The organism is Natrinema amylolyticum, assembly GCF_020515625.1.
GTDB classification, from domain to species: Archaea; Halobacteriota; Halobacteria; order Halobacteriales; family Natrialbaceae; genus Natrinema; species Natrinema amylolyticum.
This window is the reverse complement of sequence record NZ_JAIWPJ010000001.1, coordinates 1,046,408-1,066,899: the sequence shown is the minus strand read 5'-3', so window position 1 is coordinate 1,066,899 and position 20,492 is coordinate 1,046,408. Positions and strand designations below refer to the sequence as shown.

At 63.6% G+C, this 20,492-nt stretch carries 19 protein-coding genes and 1 tRNA gene; 9 read left to right on the top strand and 11 right to left on the bottom strand.

Going from position 1 to position 20,492, the window contains the following annotated elements; all coding sequences use genetic code 11:
* Positions 1–119: 119 nt before the first annotated feature.
* The 7 genes from LDH66_RS05180 (at position 120) to phoU (ending at position 7,623) form a co-directional block, all read left to right on the top strand.
* Entirely contained in the window at positions 120–1,145 is a 1,026-nt protein-coding gene (locus LDH66_RS05180) for a PstS family phosphate ABC transporter substrate-binding protein (protein ID WP_226479999.1), read from the top strand.
* 368 nt (positions 1,146–1,513) lie between these two features.
* Positions 1,514–2,479, top strand: coding sequence for a phosphate ABC transporter substrate-binding protein PstS family protein (locus LDH66_RS05175; RefSeq protein ID WP_226479998.1), 966 nt, complete (start codon positions 1,514–1,516; stop codon positions 2,477–2,479).
* A 49-nt stretch (positions 2,480–2,528) separates the two neighbouring features.
* Positions 2,529–3,470 carry a phosphate ABC transporter permease subunit PstC gene (gene pstC, locus LDH66_RS05170; RefSeq protein ID WP_226479997.1) on the top strand — a complete coding sequence of 314 codons (942 nt, stop codon included), beginning with the start codon at positions 2,529–2,531 and terminating at the stop codon, positions 3,468–3,470.
* Between the two features lie 34 nt (positions 3,471–3,504).
* A complete protein-coding gene (gene pstA, locus LDH66_RS05165; RefSeq protein ID WP_226479996.1) occupies positions 3,505–5,118 on the top strand; it encodes a phosphate ABC transporter permease PstA in 1,614 nt (537 codons plus the stop codon).
* A gap of 3 nt (positions 5,119–5,121) precedes the next feature.
* A complete protein-coding gene (gene pstB / locus LDH66_RS05160) occupies positions 5,122–6,045 on the top strand; it encodes a phosphate ABC transporter ATP-binding protein PstB (protein WP_425492887.1) in 924 nt (307 codons plus the stop codon).
* Positions 6,046–6,211: 166 nt separating this feature from the next.
* Entirely contained in the window at positions 6,212–6,703 is a 492-nt protein-coding gene (locus tag LDH66_RS05155) for a metal-dependent hydrolase (protein ID WP_226479995.1), read from the top strand.
* A 248-nt stretch (positions 6,704–6,951) separates the two neighbouring features.
* Complete coding sequence (gene phoU, locus LDH66_RS05150; protein ID WP_226479994.1) at positions 6,952–7,623, top strand: phosphate signaling complex protein PhoU; 672 nt, start codon at positions 6,952–6,954, stop codon at positions 7,621–7,623.
* A gap of 36 nt (positions 7,624–7,659) precedes the next feature.
* Here the strand turns inward: phoU and LDH66_RS05145 are convergent, their stop codons facing one another.
* From LDH66_RS05145 to LDH66_RS05120, 6 genes are all read right to left on the bottom strand, one after another.
* Positions 7,660–8,280 carry a plastocyanin/azurin family copper-binding protein gene (locus LDH66_RS05145; RefSeq protein WP_226480946.1) on the bottom strand — a complete coding sequence of 207 codons (621 nt, stop codon included), beginning with the start codon at positions 8,278–8,280 and terminating at the stop codon, positions 7,660–7,662.
* Between the two features lie 253 nt (positions 8,281–8,533).
* Positions 8,534–8,938 (bottom strand): DUF8055 family protein, encoded by a 405-nt coding sequence (locus LDH66_RS05140; RefSeq protein ID WP_226479993.1) that lies wholly within the window; start codon positions 8,936–8,938, stop codon positions 8,534–8,536.
* A gap of 1 nt (position 8,939) precedes the next feature.
* Positions 8,940–10,613: an FAD-dependent monooxygenase gene (locus LDH66_RS05135; protein WP_226479992.1), complete on the bottom strand. Its 1,674-nt coding sequence runs from the start codon at positions 10,611–10,613 to the stop codon at positions 8,940–8,942.
* On the bottom strand, positions 10,606–12,198 hold the full coding sequence (locus LDH66_RS05130) for an electron transfer flavoprotein subunit alpha/FixB family protein (RefSeq protein ID WP_226479991.1): 1,593 nt from the start codon (positions 12,196–12,198) through the stop codon (positions 10,606–10,608). The genes LDH66_RS05135 and LDH66_RS05130 overlap by 8 nt, the downstream gene beginning before the upstream one ends.
* Position 12,199: 1 nt before the next feature.
* On the bottom strand, positions 12,200–13,063 hold the full coding sequence (locus LDH66_RS05125; RefSeq protein ID WP_226479990.1) for an electron transfer flavoprotein subunit beta/FixA family protein: 864 nt from the start codon (positions 13,061–13,063) through the stop codon (positions 12,200–12,202).
* Between the two features lie 243 nt (positions 13,064–13,306).
* The gene (locus LDH66_RS05120) at positions 13,307–14,167 is read right to left on the bottom strand and encodes a polymer-forming cytoskeletal protein (protein ID WP_226479989.1); all 861 of its coding nucleotides are present in this window, start codon (positions 14,165–14,167) and stop codon (positions 13,307–13,309) included.
* A gap of 147 nt (positions 14,168–14,314) precedes the next feature.
* Here LDH66_RS05120 and LDH66_RS05115 point away from each other — a divergent pair, with 147 nt between their 5' ends.
* Positions 14,315–14,512: a DUF5800 family protein gene (locus LDH66_RS05115; protein WP_006431251.1), complete on the top strand. Its 198-nt coding sequence runs from the start codon at positions 14,315–14,317 to the stop codon at positions 14,510–14,512.
* Positions 14,513–14,566: 54 nt separating this feature from the next.
* Here the strand turns inward: LDH66_RS05115 and LDH66_RS05110 are convergent, their stop codons facing one another.
* The 3 genes from LDH66_RS05110 to LDH66_RS05100 all read right to left on the bottom strand — a co-directional run bounded on the left by LDH66_RS05110 (position 14,567) and on the right by LDH66_RS05100 (position 15,676).
* Positions 14,567–15,130 carry a DUF420 domain-containing protein gene (locus tag LDH66_RS05110; RefSeq protein WP_226479988.1) on the bottom strand — a complete coding sequence of 188 codons (564 nt, stop codon included), beginning with the start codon at positions 15,128–15,130 and terminating at the stop codon, positions 14,567–14,569.
* A gap of 85 nt (positions 15,131–15,215) precedes the next feature.
* The gene (locus LDH66_RS05105) at positions 15,216–15,368 is read right to left on the bottom strand and encodes a hypothetical protein (RefSeq protein ID WP_226479987.1); all 153 of its coding nucleotides are present in this window, start codon (positions 15,366–15,368) and stop codon (positions 15,216–15,218) included.
* Positions 15,369–15,591: 223 nt separating this feature from the next.
* Positions 15,592–15,676: transfer RNA gene (locus LDH66_RS05100), tRNA-Leu, on the bottom strand.
* A 235-nt stretch (positions 15,677–15,911) separates the two neighbouring features.
* Between LDH66_RS05100 and LDH66_RS05095 the strand changes: the two genes are divergently transcribed.
* A complete protein-coding gene (locus tag LDH66_RS05095; RefSeq protein ID WP_226479986.1) occupies positions 15,912–16,676 on the top strand; it encodes a TVP38/TMEM64 family protein in 765 nt (254 codons plus the stop codon).
* Positions 16,677–16,858: 182 nt separating this feature from the next.
* On the opposite strand, the gene LDH66_RS05090 is transcribed toward LDH66_RS05095, so the two are convergent.
* Together LDH66_RS05090 and LDH66_RS05085 are read right to left on the bottom strand one after the other, a co-directional pair.
* Positions 16,859–17,035, bottom strand: coding sequence for an HVO_2523 family zinc finger protein (locus LDH66_RS05090; RefSeq protein WP_226479985.1), 177 nt, complete (start codon positions 17,033–17,035; stop codon positions 16,859–16,861).
* A 122-nt stretch (positions 17,036–17,157) separates the two neighbouring features.
* Positions 17,158–20,283, bottom strand: coding sequence for an adenosylcobalamin-dependent ribonucleoside-diphosphate reductase (locus tag LDH66_RS05085; protein ID WP_226479984.1), 3,126 nt, complete (start codon positions 20,281–20,283; stop codon positions 17,158–17,160).
* Positions 20,284–20,492 lie beyond the last annotated feature (209 nt).

Genomic DNA, 20,492 nt, shown 5'->3' with positions numbered 1-20,492 from the left:
CAGTACGGGAAGCCTCGTCGTTCACTGCGAGGCGGATGTCACGCCCGAATGAGGAGCTATTGATCGATATATACGACACATAGCATCGTATTTTTATATGCTTCCGTGTCGTTCACGTGATGAGAACAGACAAGTTCGATGGGGCTCTCCAGGGGGTTTCGCGGCGGCAATTCATTACGGCGACAGGTGTGGGAAGCGCGACGGCGCTCGGTGGCTGTCTCGGGTCCGATACCGACGACGATGACGAGTCCGAGACCACCGATCAGGGCGAACCCGAGGGGAACGAGGAACTCTCGGGCGAAGTGACAGTCACGGGCTCGAGTACGGTCTATCCGATTTCCGATGAGATGGCCGCCCGCTTCATGGCGGCGAATCCGGGAGTGACCGTCACGGTCGAATCGACCGGAAGCGGCGGCGGGTTCGAGCGGCACTTCTGTCCGGGCGATTCGGATATCAACGGTGCGTCCCGGCGAATCAAGTCCACGGAGAAAAACCACTGCGCGGAAAACGACGTCACGCCGGTCGAGATGCAGATCGCGGGCGACGCGCTGACGATGGCCGTCAGTACCGAAAACACGTGGGCGGACTGTCTGTCGTTCGACGAACTGGCCCGGATCTGGAGCGAGGACGGTGCTGAGACGTGGGCCGAGATCGACCCGGACTGGCCCGACGAGGAGTTCGAACTCTACGGCCCCGACACGACGTCCGGAACGTACGACTGGTTCACCCAGACCGTCGTCAGCGAGGTCGGCACCCATCGGAGCGACTACGTCGGCACCGAAGACGACACGACCATCATCCAGGGGCTCGAGGAGAGCCCGTACGCGATGGGCTATTTCGGCTTCTCTTACTACGCGGAGAACGAAGACCGGGTCACCGCGCTCGATATCAAAGCGAACGAGGGCGACGCCTGCGGGGAACCGAGCCTGCAGGCGGCCAGTGACGGGACGTACCCGATGGCCCGTCCGCTGTTCGTCTACCCCTCCGCGGAGGCCCTCCAGCGCGAGGAGGTCCGCGAGTTTGTCCGATTCTACCTCGAGAACTCGACGGCCGACTGGATCGCCGAGGAGGTCAGTTACGTGCCCGCGAGCGACGAGCAGGCCGAGGCGAACCTGAGGACACTCGCGGAAATCGTCGACGCATAGGGATTCGACTCCGGACGATGACCGATTCTGCGCCAGATAGCGGCTTCCGTCGATCGGTTCTCGAGCGACTAAATCTGTACGGTCGATTTTCCGAGGAATAATCGTCTCCCGGGCGTTGAACGAGTGATCGTCAGCGACTGCCGATCGACCACTATAGTTTTATGAAATCTATAGTATCTCATCTCTATACTCGGTTATATAATAATATGTACCATTCCCGTTTCTCGTATCGTCGAAAAAGGGCCCGAAGGCCCTCAACGGGCCGAATTTCGGGACGGGGCCCGGGCCATCCGTAGCTATGGCCGAGTATGTAGACCTATATAGCTAACATAGCATCGTATTTCTATATAGGGTCGAACCTTCACGTAATGACTGATACGCAGACGGACCGTTCAGTTCGCTCGTTCTCTCGACGGAAGTTCCTCGCTGCGACGGGAACAGTAAGCGCACTGTCGCTCGCCGGCTGTACCGAAAACACCGGTGACGGTGAAAACGAGCGCGTCATCGTTACGGGGAGCAGTACGGTGTTCCCGGTTTCTGACACGCTCGCCGAGGCGTTCATGGCCGAAAACGACGGTATCAACGTCACCACCGACTCGACCGGGACCGGTGGCGGGTTCAGCAACAATTTCTGTCCGGGCGACTCCGACATCAACGGCGCATCACGACAGATCCAGGACGCGGAACGCCAGACCTGTCAGGACAACGGCGTCGAGCCTCTTGAGTTCCAGATCGGTGCCGACGCACTCACCGTGGCCGTTCACAACGACTCTCCAATCGACTGCATCAGCTACGACGAACTCGCCCAGATCTGGAGCGAAGGCGGTGCTGAAACGTGGTCCGAGGTCAATTCCGACTGGCCAGATACGGAGATCGAACGCTTCGGTCCGCCGTCCACCTCGGGAACGTTCGACTGGTTCACGAGCAACGTGATCGGCGACGACGGAAGTCACGTCACGCAGTACGAGAGCACGGAAAACGACAACGAGCTCGTCCAGGGCATCTCGTCGACCGAAAACGCGATCGGGTACTTCGGCTACGCGTACTACCGAGAGAACGAGGCCGATCTAAAGGCGCTCGAAATTCGCGAAAGCGAAGACGGCGACTGTACCCCGCCGAGCCTCGATGCCGCACAGTCCGGCTCGTACCCGATGGCACGGCCGCTGTACATCTACGTCAGTCAGGAATCGCTCCAGCGAGATCCGGTCTACGACTTCGTGGAGTTCTACATCGAACAGTCGTCGACCGATACCGTCAGCGACGTCGGTTACGTTCCGGCGAGCGAAGACCAGGTTCAGTCGAACCTCGAGAAGCTCGAGAGCGCAGTGAACTGAGCGCGGCGAACCGAACGATTCACGATGGTCATCCAATTACCCCCTATCAATGAGTGAGCGATCGATAGACGTCGACCTGACGCGGTCATCGTCGGGTCGAGTCGTCAAAGAACGCGTCTACAAGTGGCTGTTGTTCGGCTGCGCTGCGTTGACGGTGTTCGTCACGGCGAGCATTATTTTCACGCTCGCGACCGACGCGATCGCATTCTTCAGACTGGTCTCTCCGGTCGAGTTCTTCACCGAGACCGAGTGGTTCGTCCGTGGCGACAGCGGTACCTACGGCGTCTGGCCGCTCGTGACTGCGACGCTGATAATCACCGTCGTGTCGGCGATCGTTTCGATGCCGATCGGCGTCGCGGCCGCCGTCTACCTCAGCGAGTACGCGAGTGCCCGTATGCGATCCGTTCTGAAACCAGCGCTGGAAGTGCTCGCCGGGATCCCGACGGTTGTGTACGGGTACCTCGCCCTCGTTTATTTGACCCCTGCGCTGCAGTGGGTCGGGATTCCAGTGAGTACGTTCAATCTGTTGAGCGCGTCGATCATGGTCGGGATAATGATCATCCCGATGGTATCGTCGCTGTCAGAGGACGCGATGAGTTCCGTCCCGGACTCGCTCCGGCAAGCGGGGTACGGAATGGGTGCGACGAAGTACGAGGTGTCGACCGGGATCGTCATCCCGGCGGCCGTCTCCGGTATCTTCTCATCGTTCATCCTCGCGCTTTCCCGGGCGATCGGCGAAACCATGATCGTCGTCATGGCTGCGGGCCTGCGACCGCGGATGTTCAACTTCTCGAACCCGCTCGACAACTTGCTCAGTTCGGGTCAGCCGATGACCGCAGGGATGGTCAACGCGGTGACGAGCGACGCGACGGGTGGCTCGTCGACGTATCTGAGCATGTTCGCTCTCGGACTGACGCTGTTTACGATCACGTTCGCGATGAACCTCGCGAGCGACTACGTCGCAGCACGCTATCAGGAGGAGTACCAATGATTGGAACCGACGAAACGACGGAGGCGGATCGATAATGGCGACCGACCAGCGTCCCGGAACGTGGTACGGCGCGAACGAGGCAGTCAGCCGTGTTCGCGGCCAGACGTTCAAGGCCCTCTGTCTCGGCGCGACCCTGCTCGCGCTGCTCTCGGTCTTCGTTCTCCTCCTGTACGTCGCGAACGACGCGTTCCAACCGCTTTCGGCCGATCCCGGCTGGCTCCTCACGTTCGCCGCGACGGTTCTTCTCCCCGCACTGATCGCGATCGGATACTACTATACCCGCGACACGAGGGCCGGCGAGACCGCGACCATCGCACTCGGGCTGCCGGTCGTCGCTCTCCTGCTCACCGGTGGCGTGTTCATCACCTTCGAACACATCGTCAGCGTCTATCTGTGGCTCTCGATTCTCGTCGCACTCGTCGCCGCCGCCCCGATCGTGTACGCGCACGGCCGGCTTCGACCGGAGGCTGACCTCGAGCGACTCGCAGTCGTCCTTGGCGCTCCGGCCCTCTCACTCTGGTTCGTTCCCGACGTCATTCTCTCCCTGCCGATGTTGCCGACGCAGTCGCTCGCGTTGTTGGGCTCGTTCGTCGGGCCCGTCTCGCTCGCCGTCGGCTGGTTCGTCCGCCGACAGCGCGAGAGCGACCGCGACGGCGCTGTTGCTGCGGCATTAACCGTCGTGGGGGCGGCAGCGGGCCTCGGGATCGCTCCCGCCGTCGGCCTCAGCCCGTTCGTCTGGATGCTGCTCGTGACGATCACCGGCGTTCCGGTCGGTCTCTACGTCGAAAGCGTCGTTCGCCGTCGAACCGGCGTCGCCGGGCTCGCGTTCCCGGTGCTCGTCGGCGGCGGTATCATCGCGGGCGTGATCATCACTGACGCGCTCGGGTTCACCGGTCCGAACCCGTGGCTCGACTGGGGGTTCCTCACGAGTGCTCCGTCGAGAACGCCCGAAGACGCGGGCTTCTATCCGCCGCTGGTCGGTTCGGTGATGATGTTGCTCGTCATCGTCATCTCCGCGTTCCCCGTCGGCGTCGGAGCGGCCGTCTATCTCGAGGAATACGCCCCGGAGCGGGGACGCTGGGGTCGTCTCGTCGATCTGATCGAAGTCAACATCGGTAACCTCGCCGGCGTCCCGTCCGTCGTCTACGGGGTTCTCGGGCTGGCGCTGTTCATTCGACGAGGCGGGCTCGGTTCCGGGACCGCCCTCGTCGGCGGATTTACCGTCGGATTGCTGATCCTCCCGATCGTCATCATCTCTTCGCAGGAAGCGATCAGTGCCGTTCCCGACTCGATGCGACAGGCGTCGTACGGAATGGGAGCGACGAAATGGCAGACGACTCGTAACGTCGTTCTCCCGGAGGCGCTGCCGGGAATCATGACGGGCAACATCCTCGCGATGGGACGGGCGATCGGCGAGACGGCTCCGTTGCTCATTATCGGCGCACCAGCGGTCGTTCGCATCGCGCCGACGTCGTTCACGAACAAGTTCAGCGCGATGCCTCGACAGATCTACACCTGGTCGAGCGAGATCGACGCAGCGTTCCAACACGGCGTCCTCGCGGCCGGCGTCGTCACGCTGTTGGTCGTCCTCCTCCTGATGAACGGCGCCGCCATCATCATCCGCAACAAGTATCAACGCAGGGACTGACCCATGACACAAGATCCAATGACCGACTCGGACAGCCGCACTGACACCCAATCGACCGATGGGGGGCGTGAGAGCCTCGCAAGTAACGACCTCGAGGGATCCGATCCGACGACCGAACCCCTCGTCGATTCGTCGATCGACATCGACGGCCGCACGAGCCCGTCCGGCGACGCGACTCGGGCAGTGATCGAATCACGCGATCTCGACGTGTTCTACGACGACGTGCAGGCGCTGCAGTCGATCGACATCGAAATTCCGGCCGAGAAGGTGACGGCGATTATCGGTCCGTCAGGCTGTGGGAAATCGACCTTCCTGCGGTGTATCAATCGGATGAACGACCTCGTGGACGCCGCACGGGTCGAGGGCGAACTCCTCTTCGAAGGAAAGAACGTCTACGACGACGACGTCGATCCAGTCGTCCTCCGGCGCAAGATCGGCATGGTGTTTCAGGCGCCGAACCCGTTCCCCAAGAGCATCTACGACAACGTCGCCTACGGATTGAACGTCCAAGGGATCAGCGGCGACCACGACGAGGTCGTCGAAGAAGCGCTCCGTCGGGCCGCGCTCTGGGACGAAGTGAAAGATCAACTCGACTCGAGCGGGCTGGACCTCTCGGGCGGCCAGCAACAGCGGCTCTGTATCGCACGGGCGATCGCGCCGGACCCGGACGTGATCCTGATGGACGAGCCCGCGTCCGCACTCGATCCGGTCGCGACCTCGAAGATCGAGGACCTGATCGAGGACCTCGCCGAGGAGTACACGGTCGTGATCGTCACCCACAACATGCAACAGGCCGCCCGCATCTCCGATAAGACGGCGGTCTTCCTGACCGGCGGGGAACTCGTGGAGTTCGACGACACCGACAAGATCTTCGAGAACCCCGAGCACGACCGCGTCGAGGACTACATCACCGGCAAGTTCGGGTAGGTCGGTCGCGCGGTCGGTTTGGTTTTCCATCGGAAGCGTCCTCCCGTCGCCTTTCTCATTCGAATCCGATATTTCGAATGAGTCGAATTGAACAGTTTCGCGGGCGAATAAGTGTCTCTCCCTGACCATGTCGCTTATTATCCGACATAACATGGGTGGATGAACGATGGTCGCCGACGGGGTCCATATCCTGCTGAGTCTAGCATTGGTATTGCTGCTCTTTCGAGCCGAACGGCCCGAACCGTATCTCGTGGCGGCGCTCGCCGCCGCCTTCCCCGACATCGATATCGTCATCTTTCCGCTGTTGGCCGATATCGGGTACGGAGAGAGCCTTCTCTGGAGCCATCGGGCACTGACACACTCGCTTCTGGTCGGGGTCGTCGTCGTCGGGCTGCTCTCGTACTTCGGTCCGTGGCGCGCCGCCGCCGTCGGATTCGGCTCCCATATCGTGATGGATCTCCTGAGCGGTGGCGTCCGCCTACTCGCTCCCGTCGACGACACGCTGTACGGGGCGTCGTTCGATTGGCTGCTCCTCAATACCCTCACGGCGGCCGTCGCAGTGACCGTGATCCTCGGCGGACTGCTCGCTATGAAACACGATTTCGAGTATCGAGTGCCCGTGTCCGCTCCGAGACCGGGACTCGAGTGGTTCCGATAACGCGATCGCTTGACCGGCCTCGTCGGTCCGGTTGTCTCCGCGCCGTGGCTGTACCGGCCCTCACATCGCGAATCACCGGTACCGATCGAGGCCCCTCCCCGGTCTCGTCTCCGAGCTCAGTCGTCTCTTTGAGAAGACCCCAGCGGTTCGACGAGCTCGGAAGTCACCATAGTGCTCTTGACCCCGTTCCGGCGGTGAGAGGGGGTTCGCACGCAGTCTTTATCAGTGACGAGCGAGCTTTCACAGGTATGGCCAGACAATCGTACCAAGATAAGCTCACGGAGCTCCGTGAGGACGTCCTCTACATGAGCGAGGTCGTCATGGAACGGCTTCGCATGGGACTGGACGCGCTCGAGCAGAAAGACGAAGACCTCGCCCGAGAAGTGATCGAGGGCGACGGCGAGATCAACCGGATGTATCTCGACCTCGAACAGGACTGCATCGACCTGCTCGCGCTTCAGCAGCCGGTCGCGAGCGACCTGCGGTTCATCGCTGCTTCGTTCAAGATCATCACCGACTTAGAGCGGATCGCCGACCTCGCGACCAACCTCGGCGAGTACACGATGGACGCCGAACGGGACCTGTTCCCCGACGTCGACGTCCAGGAGATGGGCGAACTGACCCTCGATATGCTCGAGGATGCGATGCTCGCCTACGACACCGAGGACACCGATACGTGTCGGGAACTGGCCGCCCGTGACGACGAACTCGACCAGTTCGCCGAACGAGCCAGCGAGATCGTCGTCCGGGACCTCATCGAGCGTGAACTCGAGTCGGCCGACGAGGTCGAACAGATCTTGCAGGACGTCTCGCGGCTCCTGTTGACGATTCGTGACTTAGAGCGCGTCGGCGATCACACCGTCAACATCGCCGCGCGGACCCTGTACATGGTCGAGAACGACGACGAACTCATCTACTGAGGCGTTCCCGGAACGCATCCCACCGAACGGAACCGATCACTCGCTCTCGTTCTCTTCAGTCTCGTTGCCACCGGTTTCGTTGCCTTCAGTCTCGTTGCCACTGGTTTCGTTTCCTTCAGTTTCGTTGCCTTCGGTCTCGTTGCCGCCACCGTTACCGCCGCCGCCGCTGCCGCCACCGATCTGCAGATCACCGACCATCTGGGTCTCGTGGGGCTGGCAGACGTACGTGGCCATCTCGCTGCTCGCCGTGATGTCGAGCATCTGGCTGTCGTCCGGCTCGGAGACCACTTCGGTCGAGAGATCGTCGATCACTTCGTCGCTGTCGTTGCGAATCTCGATGTTGTGTGGCTGGTTGTTGCCCTCGGTCCAGCCGATCGTATAGTCTTCGCCCTCTTGCAGGATGAGCGTCGGGTTCTCTTCGCCCTCGATCGACGAGGGTGCGAGACCTTCCCAGTGGCTGGTCTGGCCGCTGAACTCGATGGTCGTACCGGGCTCGATCTCGAACCCGTCGCCGCCGCCGCCGTTACCGCCGCCGTTACCGCCACCGTTGCCACCGCCGTTACCGTTACCACCGTTGCCGTTACCGTTGCCACCGCCACCACCGCCGCAGCCTGCGATGAACGCCGTCGAACTCGCGACACCAGTCAACTGAAGCATTCGCCGTCGGGATAACCGATCGTCTCGTGCCATCAGGTTGACTTTGCGCTCAACGGGAATAGTCGAATACCCGTCTACTGCGTGGGAGTCAAGTACGGGGCGGTCTGAGAGGGGCTATCGCCGATTTCCGATTCCGGCCGTCGCACTTATAGTAGCCACTGAAAGTCATTGCATATCTGATCGCACGACAGCGTTGTGATCAGTATATAAATCGTTTCAGTGGCTACTATCGCTGAGAGAACAGACGGCGTCGTCAGTCGCGGTTCAACCCCGGGTTTCGCTCCGGGACGCGCGTCAGCAACTGGGCCGTATCGACGACGTTTCGCGTCTCGAGCAGGAGTTCGGCCGCTTCGCGGACCGTGAACTCGGCCTCGAGGGCGACGCCGTGACAGCGAGCGTAACACTCGAACCAGCGGTTCATGGCGTCCTCCAAGGCGGCGAGTTCGGGGCGAGTGAACGGGACCATGCGACCGCCGGTCCGGGCCTCGACGTAGAGCCAGATGGCCGGTCCTGCGCCCTCTCGGAGGTAGACGTCGGCGTCGTCGGGGTCCGTCACCGCGTCCGCCGAATCCGCCGGGCCGGAGCCGTCGTCGAACGCCGCCCGCTCGCGCTCGGCGCGGCGCGCGAGCGCGGCGATTCGAGGACCGTACCGACTCATCCTATCCCTCGCGGTACTCGACGCCCTTGCCGCCGCGGGGGTGTTCCCACTCGGTGTCGGCGACGATCGCACAGGTCCCACACTCGACGCAGGGCTGGGTGTCGAGGCTGACCAGCGTCTCCTCGGTACCGTTGGTCTTGACCGCTTCCGAGCGGTAACAGCCGCCGCCGAAGTCCCGTGCACTGACCGGGCAGGCGGTGACCGCCGCGCCGCTAGCGTCGAACGACTCGTCCCTGAGTTCGATGTGGGGGTTGCCCACGTCGGTGTCGTAGGTGAGGTCGCCGATGCGCTCCTCGAGGCTCGGCGGCTCGATATCGTTCTCCCAGTGGATCGTCTTGCCGTGTTCCTCGGCGATCAGCGTCGGCAGGGAGACGTAGCCGGTCTTCGTGTCGGGCAGCATCGACACGAGGAACGGCGAGTTGTACGCCCGCTGCAGCAGACGGTCCGCGATCGGGTTCCCGACCGCGAGCGAGCCGATCGGCGACTCGAGGACTCGCTCGACGGCGTTCGTCACGGCGTCGCGCTCGCCGACGGTCCGGGAGAGTTCGTACCGCCGAGGCCGGAGTTTGTCCATCGTGCCGGAGTCCTCGAGCATCTCGGTATATCGCCGGCCGGCGGCCTCGGGATCGCCGTTGCCGCGGGTGACGGCGAAGGCGTCGGCCGCGAGCGCGCCGGCGGTGACGGCGTGGTTCATCCCTTTGATGATCGGCCCCTGGGCCTGCATCTGGCCGGCGGCGTCGCCGACGAGGACGAGGCGGTCGCGGTAAGGCTCTCGGTGGGCGACCTTCTTCGAGTCGGGGACGAGTTTCGCCGCGTACTCCCGCTCGTGATACTCGTTTTTGAACCAGCCCGCCAGCAGCGGATGGGTCAGTAGGGCGTCGAGCAGTTCGTGGGGTTCGGCCTCCTGCTCGACGAGACTGTCGAGGTGGAAGACGGTCCCGATCGAGAGCGAGTCCTCGTTCGTGTAGAGGAAACCGCCGCCGCGGACGTCCTCGAAGAGGTCGCCCGAGAACAGGTGAGCGGCACCCTCGTCCGAACCGATATCGAACCGATCGTCGATCGCGTCGGGATCCATGTCCACGACGGCCTTGACGCCCTGGAACCACTCCTCGGGCTCCTCCCAGTCCATCAGCCCGGCGTCGCGGGCGAGTTCGGAGTTGACGCCGTCGGCCGCGACGATCAGGTCCGCCTCGATGGGATCAAGTTCGTCGCACGTCACGCCGACGATCTCCCCGTCCTCGCGGAGCAGGCCGTTCACCCGAACGTTCGTCAGGACGCCGCCGCCGGTCTCGCTCGTCTTCTCGTGGACTCGCTGCTCGAGCCAGGAGTCCATCTCCCGCCGGAGCACGGCGTCACACCAGTCGGTGTCGTGCTCGTGGAGGTCGGCCAGGTCGTAGGTCTTGACGTTGTTCCCGGCCACGTTGTGGATGTAGTAGTCCGTGACGGGACGCTCGGTCGCTTCCTCGCGGAAGCCGTCGAAGAGGTCCGCGAGCGTGTACGGTGCGGACTCCTCGGCGTAGATCAGCCCGCCGGAGACGTTCTTCGAGCCCGCCTCGGTGCCCCGCTCTAAGACGAGCGTCTCGACGCCGTGATCGGCCAGCCGCGCGGCCGCAGCGGCCCCGCCGGGCCCACAGCCGACGACGACGGCCTCGTAGTGCTCGTAGTCGTCAGTCATCGTCGTCACCTCCGTCGGCGACGGCCTCGGGCCCGAGATCCGTCTCGCCCGCTTCTATCGCCTCGGTTAGGCGCGGCAGGACCTCAAAGAGGTCCCCCTCGACGAAGTAGTCGCTGAAGTCCCTGATGCGGGCGTCGGGATCGGTGTTGATCGCGATGATCGTGTCGGACTCGTCCATGCCGACCTTGTGTTGGACCGCGCCGGAGACGCCGGCGGCGATGTAGACGTCCGGCGCGACGACCTGACCGGTCTCGCCGATCTGGCGCTCCTCCTTCGAGTACGCCTCGACGTGACCCTCGAACTGATAGGAGGAGGTGACGATGCCCCGCGTGATGCCGAGTTCGGCGTCCTCGAACGCGTCGACCAGATCGAGGCCGAGCTCCATCCCCTCGGTGGGATCGTCCGCGATCCCGCGGCCGAGACAGACGATCACGTCGTGGCCCGTGAGATCGATACCGGCCTCGAGTTGATCGTGCTCGGTGATCTCGACGCGGAACCAGTCGTCGGGGAGCTCCATCTCGTGTTCGACGACCAGTCCCTCGCGATCGGCGTCCGGCTCCATCGGCTCGAAGCTGCCCGGGATGACCGACGCTCCCTGCGGATGGAAGTCCCGATCCGGGTTGTCGAGACAGAGGATCGTCGAGTACTCGAAGCCCGAGAAGTCGGGCCGCTTCATGTGCAGGACCTTCTCGACGGTCTTCTTGACGCCGGGCTCGCCGGTCTTGACCGGGTTCGAGATCTCGTTTTCCTCGATGAACAGGTCCGAACAGTCCGAGGCCAGCCCGGAGTCGAGTTCGGCCTGGACCTTCGCTGAGAGGTCGCGGCCGTTGTTCGTCGCCGGGAACAGGATATAGCGCGGCTTGTCGTACTCGCGCCAGTCGGTGCTCTCGACGGTCCCCTCGCCGCGAGCCATGTGGGACGCGATTTCAGTGTAGGGCTTGTGTAGGAACCGCTCGAGGCGCTCGTCCTCGTGGTAGACCGCGACGTCGGCCCCGTACGCGATGCACTCCTCGGCGAGGGCCTCGCAGTCGTCGCCCATCAGGAACGCGACGACGTCCTCCTCGTCGCCGTAGTCCGCCTCGAACTGATCCATCAGTTCGCGGCCCTTCCCGAGCATCTCCTTCGAGACGTCGAGCAACTCCCCGCCCTGGGTCTCACAGAAGATCCACATGTCCGCGTAGTCGCCGTCCTCGAGCGCCCGGACGTGTTTCTTGTCGCGGGTCGGGTGGGAAAGCCCGTCGTCTTCCTCCGCCTCTTCCGCATCGGCTCCGTCCGGCTCGGTCTCCGATTCGTCGGTTTCCGACTCGTCGATTTCGTCTTCGTCTACCTCCTCACCCTCTGCTTCGTCGCCGACGTCCTCTCTCGTCTCCTCGTACTCGCCTTCGGTCTCCGTGTCTCCCGCGACGCCGTCGGCTTCGGCACCGATCTCCTCGAGCCGCCGGTGGACCGCTTCCCGGGCCGTCGCTCGATCTTGGCCGGCCCGCTCGGCCTCGAGGATCGCCTGCAGTTCGTCCTCGTCGTCGACCGTCTCGAGTTTCTCGGTCAGTTCGTCGACCGTGTGATCGTTCGGATCTAGTGCTGTCATTCTAATCACCCGCCCCCGCGGCGTAGGGTTGCATTTCCTCGAGGACGTCGTCCATGCCGTCGTCGGGATCGATCATCGTCGCCTCCCGCTCGGACGGTGCTTTGGGAATCGGATCGACCGAGGAGACGATCGTGGGCGAGCCGTCGAGCCCGATGTAGTCGGGATCGAGGTTCAGATCGGTGTGATCCCACGTCGTCAGATGGTCGTCGTGTTCGGCGGCCCGCTCCTCGGTTTCGGCCCGGAGCTCTTTGTGCGTCAATCGATGGGACGCCTTCCGATAGGTCGGCTCGAACTCGGGATCGGTGACGACGAAACAGGGCAAAGGCGCTTCGACCGTCTCGATCTCGTCGATATCCCCTTCGACGAGCCGTTTCGCGCGCAGGGTCCGCTCGTCGGGGTCGATGTCGAGCGCGATGACGTGTGTGACGATCGGCCAGTCCATTGCCCAGCACGTCTGCGGCCCGGTCTGGCCGGTCTCTCCGTCCGCCGTCTTGAACCCCGCAAAGACGAGGTCGATGTCGGCGACTTCCTCCTGATACGTCTCGAGGCCGGCGCTCAACGTGATCGCCGTCGCCCACGTGTCGGAGGCGGCGAGTTCTCGATCCGAGAGGAGATAGCTGTCGTCGGTGTAGACCGTTTCCATCGCCCCCTGGAGGACGTCGCCGTATCCCGGCGGCCCCATGCTCATCCCGCTAACGTGGCCGCCGTGGCGGACCTTCGTTTGAAGTGCAGCCTGCAGCGCGAACTCGTCGTTCGGGTTCATCACCGTCGGCGTCTTCCCCCGCTCTAAGTGACCGTCCTCGTCGAACGAGACGGCTCCCTCCGAGAAGTCCGGAACGCCCTTCGTCAGAACGATCGATCGCATGACACCCTCCGTTCTACTTGCTTGTTGTTCTCTCCCATGCTCGTCATACCCTGTCGTAAGTCTCAGTATTAAGAATAGGGGTCCGTATCGCCGAGAGAAACCGCTACCCGCGCCGAGCGGTCGCTGGAGAGCAGGATTCGCCGTTCAGTTCGCGCGATAGCGTCCGCCAGAGGCGCTGCTAGCAGGGTCATCGTGGACCGGCGGCTATCGGGGAAACGAACTCGAGCGGCGGAGAAGGGGTAATTACTCGGGGTCGCGCTCGGTCGTGCCCATCGTGATCTCGCCGTCGGCGCGGATCGTCCCGTCGACCTCGGCGTCCGGACCGAGTTCCAGGTCGGCCGAGGAAACGTCGCCGAGGATGCGGGCATCCGCTCCGATCGTGACGTCGCCGTCGCGGGTGGTCAGATCGCCGTGGATCTTGGTCCCCGCACCGACGGTGATGTCGCCGCGGGCACGGAGGCTGCCGAAGATCGTGGTATCGTTGCCGATATCGATCGTCTCGGCGCGGACGTTGCCGTGGAGTCGGCAGTCGTCACCGATCGTCGCGGGCGTCGAGACGCGCCAGGCGTCGTCGCCGACGGTCGCGTTCCGAGGGACGACGAGCGGTTCCGCGTCGGGTTCACCGTCCCCCTCGTCGTCGACCATTTCGGAGATGAGCCGCTGGGCGGCGTCTTCCTCGCCGAGCAGGAGGAGGTGTTTGAGGTAGACGAACAGGAAGACGATCGTCGGCATCGGGTTCCGGATGACGATCCAGCCGTTGGCTTCGAACCCGTCCTCGATCTCCACGTCGTCGCCGATGTCGAGATCGCCGGCGACTTTCAGTCGGCCGCCGATGTGGACGCGCTCGCCGATGTAGGCGTCCTCGCCGACGAGGACGTTCTCGGCCACGTCACACCACATGTCGAGCCGGCAGTCGCCGCCGGCCTCGATCGCCCCGCCGAACTCGGCCGATTCGCCGGCGAGCACGTTCCCGCCGCGGACGCCGAACTCGATGCTCGAGCGCCCGCCGACGAGGATATCCCCGTCGGTAACGAGGTCGCGCTCCTGCGTTTCCGTGCCGTCGGGAACGACGAGTTCGTCGAGCGGATCCCTGCTGAAGGCCACACTCGGGCCCAAAGGGAGTACCACCTAATAAAGCTCGCGCGTCGTCAGTCGTGCGTCTGACGCCCGTCCGCTGTTCTCGGCCTCGTATCGTTTCAGCCGTCGATCACAGTCGCCTCGCTTTTACTACCCCACCCCGTACGTTCGGCCATGACTACACTCGCATTCGACGACAAGGGAGTCGACGTCGTCTACGAAGGCACCGAGTTCCGTCTCGAGCAGGAGCTCATCGAGGAAGCGACCGAGAAGTCCTACTACGACGTGACCGACCACGAAGTGCTGCAGATCGTCGCCGAACAGCCGAACCTGCAGGGCGAGCCCCGCCGTATCGGTGACATTCTCGACTGAACTATTCCGACAGAGTCCGAAACGGGCCGACGTCCGGTTTTCCGGTGACTCGAGTCAGTAGACGACGTGCAGGAGGACGAACACGACGATCCCGAGCGAAAAGGAGATCAGCCACAGCGTCGCCGCGACGCGGCCGATGCGGGCGTGACTCGTGTCCGGAAGCTCCGCGATCGGACGGGAGAGCGCGAGCAAGAGCACGTAGTAGAGCAGGGGGATGCAGACGATCGCGAGGAAGATGTGAATCGCCAGCAGCGGCAGATAGACGAACTGGTAGACCTGATCTGGGCCGGGGAACGGCTGGGGCCCGCCGGTCACGGTTAGTCGGTAGAGATAGAGCGCGAGGAAGGCCACGAACAGCCCGAACGAGGCGATCATCGCGACGCGATGGCGCTCGATTCGCCCGCGACGGATCGCCCGCCAGCCGACCGCGATCGTGCCGATCGCGGTGGCGCTGAGCACGGCGTTGACGAGCGGGATCGTCTCGAGGACCCACTCCGGGGCAGCCGGCACGCTCGAGGACGGAATTCGTCCGCCCGCGGCCGCGAAGACGACCGCCAGCGACACGACGCTCAACACGCCGGTGAGGAGGCGCACGCGCTCTCGAGGGACGTATTCCATGTGTGGACGTTCGAGTGCAACGGGAAAGTGGTTGCTCTCTCCGGTGGGCGACCCGCTCGCCGGTCCGCTAACGCGGCTCGAACAGTTATCGAGGGTCGTTATCTGCGGGTTTCCGGGTTCCCGATCCGAAAAACCGCTTCAGTGCGATCGTCGTTCCCGCGTACGATGCGGCCACAACGGCGACGAGGAACAACAGCCCGACGAGAGTCGTGTAACTGAACAGCAGTTGCCAGCTCATATTCGAATACTCGTCCATCATTGCTAAAAGTATTCATCACTTGACGTGATCTATTCCCCGCCGAGTGATTCGGCTCGACGGTACCCTAATCCTCGAGTAGTAACCGTCGTGATAACCGAAGCTATCGCTCGTCGGTGTAGCGTCGGAAGGAATTATGCGTGGGTGATGTCCTCGGAGGGAGATCACCTGCATCGGTTTGTGGTGGAGTGTTCCACCTATGCGATGCGTGGGACCGGATTCGAACCGGCGGACCCCTACGGGACAGCGCCCTCAACGCTGCGCCGTTGGCCTGGCTTGGCTACCCACGCTCGCGGTCTCTGTCTGCACTCATTCGTATCCAGTGTGATTATAAAAGCCCTTTCCTTTAGGTCGGCGACTGCGGCCAGATCCCACGGGAACGGGGCCCGCGAGTGACGGCCACTCGAGCCACTCGTCCCGCCGGCGCTCGATCTGCACCGGCTCGTAGGGCTCTCCACACCAGAAATCCCCTCGCGACCCGCGAGAGACACAAAGGTTTCAGTACTCGAGCGAAATGGTCGACCGATGTCGATGTGGTCGGTTCGAACGCGCGCGCTCGCAGGTGTAGCCGTGGCCAGCGGCGCGGTCGCCGCGGGCGTGCTCGTCTCGCCGTCGGCGATCGTCGGGACCGTCGACGCCGTCGCCGCGGATCCGTTCCTGTTCGGCCTCCTCGTTGCCGGCCTCTACCTCGTGCGCCCCCTCCTCGCATGGCCGACGACGCCGCTCGCGGTCGTCGTCGGCTACGGCTACGGCGTCGCCGTCGGTATCCCCGTCGCACTCGCCGGCGTCGTCGTGACCGTGCTTCCCGTCTTCGTCGCGGCGCGCTGGCTGGCTACCGATAACGCCGAGGCGACTCGAGACGCCGACCCTCGAACCGCCGGCGTATCCAGTGAAGACTCCGACAGCGGTCTCCTCGAGCGGGCCGGCGAGACCGTCGCGCGCTACTACGAGACGGCGGGCCCGCTCCGCGGCGTCATCGCCTCGCGACTGGCACCGATTCCCTCGGACGTCGCGACGTGTGCCGCCGCGGTCAGCGGCATCGAGGCTCGCCGACTGGTGATCGGAACGGTGATCGGCGAACTCCCGTGGACGGTCGCCGCGGTCGTCGTCGGTGCCTCGGCGGCGACGATCACCGCGAGCGGGCTCGAGGGCGTCGGTGTGGCGCTGTCGCTGGCCTGTGGCGTCGCCGCCGTTCTCCTCCTCGCCGGACCCGCCTACCACAGGATTCGGACGGGGAGCCGAACGCGGACGGACGGCGCGGACAGTGCGAGCCGATCAACGGACAGCTAACGGCGTCACTGACGGGTCCCGCAGTCGCAAGGATGGAATTCGGAAGCGGACCGTGAGGTGAACTCCGATGCCGATCACTCGTCGTCGGAATCCCCGGCGAGCGACTCCTCAGATCAGTAACTCCTCGACCAAAGTCGTCCGCGACGGCCTCTCTCTCGTTCGAGAGACTCGAGAGACGGCGCTCAGCGGAAGGGATCGCTGCAATCGATGATGACCCCGTGCTGGGGACAGACGTACTTGCAGTGGCGCTTGTACATCGCCGCGTCGCAGTGTGGACAGCGCGGGCCGGTGGCGGTCCGATCGCTCGAGCCGTCCGTATCGACACCACCGTCCGACTCCGTCTCGCCGTCGACAGTCATACGATAGCGTTCTCGCCGGCCGATGCTAAGTGTAGTGTTTCCGGTGTTCGGCGAGCGCGAAACGAGAGGGGAGAGGAGAACCGGATGCAGAAAGACGTCGCCGAAACGGCCTCAGTCAGCGCTCAGCACTCGCTCCAGCCACAGGATTCGCACGTCTTGCAGCCTTCGGAGAAGTACAGCGTCATCGAGCCGCAGTCGGGACACTCCGGCGACTCGCCGGCGTCGATGAGGTCCTGAGTCGTGTCGTCGTCATCCGCGGCCGAATCGCCCTGCGCGGCGGCCGCGCCGCCGTCGGTCTTGGGACCGTCGTAGTCGGCGATCTCGGCGTCGGCCGACTCCTCGAGCGTCTGCTGTTTCGGGTACGGCTTGTCGATCTCGCCGTCGAGGTATCGGCGCATCGCGGTGCCGATGGCGTCCGGGATGGACTGGATCTGTTCGCCCTTGTCCCAGGCGACCTTCGGACTGCGCGTGCCACAGAGTTCGTCGACGATCTCCTCGGGGTCGACGCCGGAGCGCAGCGAGGTCGAGATGACCTTCGCCAGCGCCTCGGTGAAGGAGTTCGTGAAGCCGCCGGAGTGGCCGATGTTCGCGAACAGTTCGAACGGCTGGCCGGTCTCGGGATCCTCGTTGATCGTCACGTAGATTTTCCCGTAGCCGGTGTCGATGCGCTGGCTGACGCCCTGTAGCGCGTCGGGTCGCTCGCGCTTCTCGGTGAAGTCGATCTCGACCGGCTGACGGTCGTCGTCGTCGACCAGCGAGCCGACGTCCTCCTCGAGGACATCACGGACTTCCTCGCTCTCGAGGAAGGCCTCGAGCCCGCCGAAGATCTCGTCGATCTGTTCGACTAAGGCCTGAGCGGCCTCGGTCTCGTCGGCGAAGTCGGCGTTGTCTGCCCGCGTGGTCAGCACCTGCTTGCTGCGGGTGCCGTCGCGGTAGTAGGTGACGCCCTTGCCGCCGTTCTCGTAGACCCACTCGAAGACCTCCTTGGCGTCCTCGAGTGTGGAGTCGTTCGGCGCGTTGACCGTCTTCGAGATGGCGGAGTCGACGCCGTTCTGGCAGGCACACTGCACTGCGGCGTGCTGTTTCGCGGTGAGGTCGCTGGTGATGACGAACAGTTCGCCGATCGCGTCCGGCACGGTCGAGAGGCCTTCGACGCCGTCGAACTGGTTCGTCGCCATCTGCTCTTGGGCCTCTTCCTTGACGGCGTCGACGTCGATGTCGTTGTCCTCTAAGACGCGGAGGAAGTAGTCGTCGAATTCGACCAACATCTCGTCGCCCTGGACGTCGTCGGTGACGTTCTTGTAGTAGGCGACGTTGTAGATCGGCTCACAGCCGCCCGTCGTGTTGCCGACCATCGAGGTCGTCCCGGTCGGGGCGATGGTCGTGACGTTGTGGTTACGGATGGGGAAGCCGTCCTCCCAGTCGTCCGCGCTCTCGCCGGTCTGACGCTCGAACCACTCGCGGTACTCGGTCGGGTTCGCGTACTTGGACTCGTCCCAGTCGTTGAACGACCCGCGCTCTTCGGCCAGTTCGTGGCTCTTGGCCTTCGCGCCGTGGTTGATGTGGGTCATCAGCTGACTGGCGACTTCGTTCCCTTCGTCGCTGCCGTACTTGATTCCGAGCTGGACGTACAGCTGTGCGAGACCCATGACGCCGAGACCGATCTTGCGCATGTCTCGGACCTTCTCCTCGATCTCTTCGACCGGGAAGTCCGACATCGTGACGACGTTCTCGAGGAAACGCGTGCCGTACTCGATGCGCTCGTCGAACTCCTCGAAGTCGATGGCCTCCTCGAGGAAGGCCGAAACGGCCGCTTCCTGTGAGTCGTACTCGTCGCCGTGCTCGTCGGACCAGACGCGCCAGTCGGGGGCGTCGAGATCCGCCAGCGTCGAGAGGTTGATGTGACCGAGGTTACAGGCCTCGTACTCCTCGAGGGGCTGCTCGCCACAGGGGTTCGTCGCGAGCATCCGGTGGTCGTCTTCCTTCTCGACGTCGAAGGAGTGTTCCTTGTTGACTCGCTCGAGGTAGATGACACCCGGTTCGCCGTTCTCATGGGCGCCCTGTACGATGCGCTCCCAGACGAGTTCCGCGGGGACCGAAAGCGGTTCGCCGACCTCGACGTGCTCGCCGAGATCGTACCGGCTGTACATCTCCTTGGTCTCCTCGGTGGCGATGTGAGGCTCTTCCGTGCGCGGGTTGGTGAAGGTGTACTCCTCGCCGTTCTGGACGGCCTCCATGAAGTCGTCGGTGACGCCGACGGAGATGTTGAAGTTCGAGAGGTGGCCCTCGACGGCGTTTCGCAGGTGTTTGGGCACGCGCCCGTCCTCGTCGATCAGGTCGCGGGCCTCCTCGAGGGCTTCCGAGAAGGTGGTGTAGGTGTAGTCGTCGGGGTCGTTCAGTCGCAGCGTGTGCGCGAGCGAGACGTCCTTGTTCTTGGCGTGGATGAACTCGATGACGTCGGGATGGGAGACGCGCATGATGCCCATCTGGGCACCGCGGCGGGTCCCGCCCTGAGCGATCGTCTCACAGAGCTGGTCGTAGGTCCGCATGAAGGTGATCGGGCCGGAGGCGATGCCGCCGGTCGAGCCGACCGAGTCACCGTAGGGACGCAGCTGCCAGAAGCCGTAGCCGACGCCGCCGCCGGACTGGAAGACTTCTGCCGCCTTCTTGGCGGTCTCGTGAATATCCGAGAGGTCGTCGTCGGGCGACATGACGAAACAGGCAGAGAGCTGCTGGAGTTCGTCGCCCGCGTTCATCAGCGTCGGCGAGTTCGGCATAAAGGAGAGCGACTCCATCCCGTCGGTAAAGGTCTCGGCGACGTCCTCGACGTGGTCGCGTACCTCGTCGGGGAGTTCGGGGACGATCGTATCGTAGGCGAACTTGTTGACGTTGCGCTCGGTGAGTACTGCTTCGACGTCGTCGTCGGCTGTGACACCCTCGCCAAAGACGTCCTCGGCGAGTTCGTCTCGGCGCGGGTGGTCGGGCTTCAGCTGGTCGGGCGTGACCGTGATCTCGCGGTCTTGCTTTTTGGCCTCGTAGACCGCTTCCGCGAGGGCGATGTTCTTACCGACGCGGTCGAAGAGGTCCTCCTGACTCTCGATCAGGTCACCGTTGGCGTCCTTTCGGAGATAGCGAGCCGGGAGGATGTTGTTGTAGGCGTTGTCGGTCAATCGCTCCTCGAGGGTGTCCCCGTCGGTGCGCTTGATCGGGAGGGTGAGATCCGCCGCGGAGAGTTCGGCGTCGCTCATGCGCGGGTCACCTCGTCGCTATACCGCCGCCGCGTGTCGATTCTGGCGTGGGTCGGGCTCCTTGCTCTCATCATTCGTGACGAAGGTTCGGTATTCATGCATCCCTCATAAAACGTGGTGTTGTTGTCCTACTTTTCTTGTAGTAATACAACTTCAGTTTCAGAGATGTCTCTGTAACCTGTCGTGATTCAGTCTGCCGCGACCGCCGA